Here is a 3,893-nt window from a genome sequence, read left to right as displayed (position 1 = left end):
CCGGAATATTATCCGCTGCCCAAGAAGACGCGGGACGCGGCCGGCGCCAAGAAGCTGATGGCCGACGCGGGGCAGGCGGACTTCGAGCATGAGCTGATCACCGTCGAGGACGAGTGGCAGAAGAACACTGGCGATGCGATCGCCGGGCAGTTGCGCGATGCCGGCATCAATGTGAAGCGAACGGTGCTACCGGGCTCGACCTTCTGGAACGACTGGACGAAATATCCTTATTCCATGACGATCTGGTACATGCGCCCGCTCGGGGTTCAGGTGCTGGCGCTCGGCTATCGCACCGGCGAGGCCTGGAATGAGACGGCGTATTCGAATCCCGATTTCGACGCCAAGCTCAAGCAGGCCCTCTCGCTCGTCGACGTGGAGAAGCGGCGCGAGGTGATGAAGGACATCGAGCAGATCCTGCAGGATTCGGGCGTCATCATTCAGCCGTTCTGGCAGAAGCTGTACAGCCACATGGACAAGAAGGTGAAGAATTACGCTGTCCACCAGACTTTCGAGATGGATCTCCAGAACGTCTGGCTGGACGCCTGAGTTAACGCCCAAGAGGATTTCATGGGCCGCAAAAAATCCGGGATGCAGGATTCGTGGTATTGAACGGTTCCCACCACGAAAACCTGGAGATTATCGGATGAGACTGACTGTGCTTGCCGCCGCTCTCTCGATCGCAGCGCCTGCGGCCGCTCTGGCCGGGCCGGCAGCCAATGCGGTTAAGTTCTTCTACATGCCCGAGGTCAAATTCGAGCCCGACGCGAAATACCGCGACCGTTTCACCGAGCCGGTGACCAAGTTGTTCGACCTCAACGACCAGGCACAGAAGAAGAAGCCGGACGAGGTGCCTTGCATCGACTTCGCCCCCGGTCTCGACGCGCAGGACTATGACGAGGACACAGTCGCCAAGACACTGAAGCTGTCTGAAGCAGTGGATGGCGACAGCGCCAGCGTGACAGTGACGTTCAACCTTTTCCCGGAAGGCGATGACTCCAAACGCGAAATGGTCTGGTCGCTGAAGAAGGTTGACGGCAAATGGAAGGTCGCCGACATCACCTCGAAGACCAGTGGCTGGACACTGAGTGCGCTCGAGTGCCTGGCTGGCCAGACTCCGGAGTGATGCTATGGCCCGCGCCCTGGCCCTGGCGACTGTGTGCCTGCTGGCAGCGGGGTTGAGCAGCACCGCCGCTCAGGGCCTGTTCGGCGCGCCGCCCGCAAATGCGCCGGCCGATAATGCTGCAACTTCGCCGACCGCGTCCCAGCCCAGTGATAGCGCCCCGGCAGCGCCGGTGCGGCTGGGTTCGCCAACGGCGGTGGTGAAACCGTTCTACGAGCATGTCGGGCTCGAGCTCGATCCGGCCCAGCGCAGCCACTTCGCCGATCCCGCGAAGTCGGTGCTCGACAAGAGCGATGCGCTGCGGAAATCGGGGCAGGGCGAATGCCTCGATCCCAACATGGCGCTGGACAATGCGGAATACGACAAGACCGAAATCGATAAGAGCCTGAAGACCATTGAAGCGGTCAAGGGCGACGAAGCCAAGGTGGTCGTCGCCTTCGTCGTCGCCGGCAATCCGCACCGGCTGGAGTGGAAATTCAGGAAAGTCGACGGCGACTGGAAGGTATCAGACCTTCTGTCGGTGACCGGCGAATGGGCGCTCAGCCAGTACCAATGCGAGTAGGCAGACGATGAGGATCACCAACATCCGCGTCACCCATGTCAACGTTCCGCTAGACGCCCCATTCTGGTGGACGGCCGGACTTTATGGCGGCGCCTCGAAGTCGATCATCGAGGTCGAGACGGACGAAGGGGTAGTCGGACTAGGCGAGGCGCCGTGGTGGCATTTCGGCGAGGTGATCAAGGCCGAGATCGCGCCGGCGCTGATCGGCGCCGATCCGCTCGACATTGCCGACTGCGAGGCGCGCTGCGTGCCGCCCTGGCAGATTACCGCCAACACCGGCGAGAATGCCGCATCCGTGGCGTTCGGAGCCGTCGAGCTGGCGCTGTGGGACATCAGAGGCAAGGTCTTCGGCATGCCGCTCTACAAAGTCCTGGGCGGCGCGGTGCGCAAGGACATTCCGTTTTCGGAATATTTTTCGTTTCGCGCCGCGGATAATGGAGCGGGCGGCGAGATGACGTCCGAAGCGATCGTCGAGTACTGCCTAAAGATGCGCGAGGAGCATGGCTCGACCATCTTCGAGGGCAAGCTGATCATGGGCGATCCCGAGCTCGAGATCAGGACCGTGCGCATGCTGCGCGAGGCGCTTGGCGATAAGGCGCAGATCAAACTCGATTCCAACATGCAGTGGTCGCTGACCACGGCGCGCTGGGTGCTGCGCGAGATCGAGCCGTTCAACATCCGCAATTATGAGGATCCGGTCGCGACCTTCGAGGAGATGGCGGCGCTGCGCCAGCATTCGCGCATTCCGTTCTCCACGCACATCCCGGATCTCAGACGGGCCGTCGCGCTTGGCGCGCCGGATTACTTCGTCTGCAATTTCGCAGCACTCGGCGGCTTGTCGAAAACCCTGAAGTTCATTGCCGCCTGTGAGGCGATGGGCAAGGGTTTTTGGTGCTATTCCAACGACCTCGGCATCATGACATCAGCCTATCTGCATGTCGTGGCGGCGACGCCATGGATTACCGAAGCATCGCAATCGCTGTTTCGCTGGCAGATCGGCGACGTTATCAAGGACGGTCCGTTCCGGCAGGCGGGCAACACGGTGCGTGTGCCGGAGGGCAACGGATTGGGCGTTGAGCTTGACCCCGCTGCGATGAAGCGCTGGGCGGGGCACTTCGCCGAGCATGGGCCGATGGGCCATTTCAGCGACCCGAACAATCCTGGCCGCTACCGGCGGCTGCCGCTCAACTGATGCAGCGTATTTTCCGTAGAAACTCAGGCTCAGCCGCGCCCGCGATAGGGTGCGACGCCGGTGTCGGGCAGCCAGGCGCCTTCAGGCGGCGCGCCGGTCTGCCAGAACACATCGATCGGAATGCCGCCGCGCGGATACCAGTAGCCGCCAATGCGCAACCACAGCGGTTTGGTCGCGGCGATGATGCGGCGGCCGATCATGACGGTGCATTCTTCATGAAAGGCGCCGTGGTTGCGAAACGAGGTCATGAACAGCTTGAGCGACTTCGATTCCACCAGCAGCGTATCGGGTGCATAGTCGATAACGATATGGGCGAAGTCCGGCTGGCCGGTGACCGGGCAAAGCGACGTGAATTCCGGGCAGGTGAAGCGGACGATGGCCGGGGGCCCGTCGCCGCGCGAAAACGGCACGGTCTCCAGGACTGCCGCCTCAGGGCTCTGTGGCGTCTCGACGTTGGTGCCGAGCTGGGTAAGGTTTTTCGTATCGGTCATGGGCGGGTTCCCTACTGCATGTCGCCCAAAGCCTGCCCACGGGCCAGACCCGATGGTGCGCAGCGGTTTTGGACAACGAGCGTAAAAACAAAAATTTGCCGCTCTTTAGCACAATCTGAAACAGTGGGAAGACGATGACCACCAACGATCCGCTTCTCCGGCCCTATCAGCTCAAACATCTGACGCTGAAGAACCGGGTCATGTCGACCAGCCATGAGCCGGCCTATTCCGAGGACGGCATGCCGAAAGAGCGCTACCGGCTCTACCACGCCGAAAAGGCCAAAGGCGGCATGGCGCTGACCATGACCGCCGGTTCGGCGATCGTCTCGCGCGACAGCCCGGCCGCCTTCGGCAACCTGCATGTCTATGACGACCGCATCGTGCCGTGGCTCACCGAACTCGCCGATGCCTGCCACGAGCATGACTGCAAGGTGATGATCCAGATCACCCATCTCGGCCGCCGCACCGGCTGGAACAAGGCCGACTGGCTTCCGGTGCTGTCCGCCTCGCCGGTGCGCGAGCCGGCGC

4 protein-coding genes and 2 pseudogenes are annotated in these 3,893 nt (G+C 62.0%); 5 read left to right on the top strand and 1 reads right to left on the bottom strand.

All coding sequences use genetic code 11. The features are described 5' to 3' along the window. From EOA86_RS25750 to EOA86_RS25735, 4 genes and pseudogenes are all read left to right on the top strand, one after another. Window positions 1-546: pseudogene (locus EOA86_RS25750) on the top strand (diguanylate cyclase); the annotation flags it as partial. A 97-nt stretch (window positions 547-643) separates the two neighbouring features. Further along, window positions 644-1,123 (top strand): DUF3828 domain-containing protein, encoded by a 480-nt coding sequence (locus tag EOA86_RS25745; protein WP_128344265.1) that lies wholly within the window; start codon window positions 644-646, stop codon window positions 1,121-1,123. Window positions 1,124-1,127: 4 nt separating this feature from the next. Further along, entirely contained in the window at window positions 1,128-1,682 is a 555-nt protein-coding gene (locus EOA86_RS25740) for a hypothetical protein (protein WP_127211967.1), read from the top strand. Between the two features lie 7 nt (window positions 1,683-1,689). After that, window positions 1,690-2,874: a mandelate racemase/muconate lactonizing enzyme family protein gene (locus EOA86_RS25735; protein ID WP_128344263.1), complete on the top strand. Its 1,185-nt coding sequence runs from the start codon at window positions 1,690-1,692 to the stop codon at window positions 2,872-2,874. A 29-nt stretch (window positions 2,875-2,903) separates the two neighbouring features. Here EOA86_RS25735 and queF read toward each other — a convergent pair whose 3' ends face one another. Further along, complete coding sequence (gene queF, locus EOA86_RS25730; protein ID WP_065009701.1) at window positions 2,904-3,365, bottom strand: preQ(1) synthase; 462 nt, start codon at window positions 3,363-3,365, stop codon at window positions 2,904-2,906. A 134-nt stretch (window positions 3,366-3,499) separates the two neighbouring features. Here queF and EOA86_RS25725 point away from each other — a divergent pair. Then, window positions 3,500-3,893, top strand: a pseudogene (locus EOA86_RS25725) (N-methylproline demethylase); the annotation flags it as partial.

It is taken from the genome of Mesorhizobium sp. M5C.F.Ca.IN.020.32.2.1 (assembly GCF_004023105.1).
GTDB classification, from domain to species: Bacteria; Pseudomonadota; Alphaproteobacteria; order Rhizobiales; family Rhizobiaceae; genus Mesorhizobium; species Mesorhizobium wenxiniae.
The sequence above is the reverse complement of the archived record's forward strand: the minus strand, read 5'-3'. Positions and strand labels throughout refer to the sequence as shown.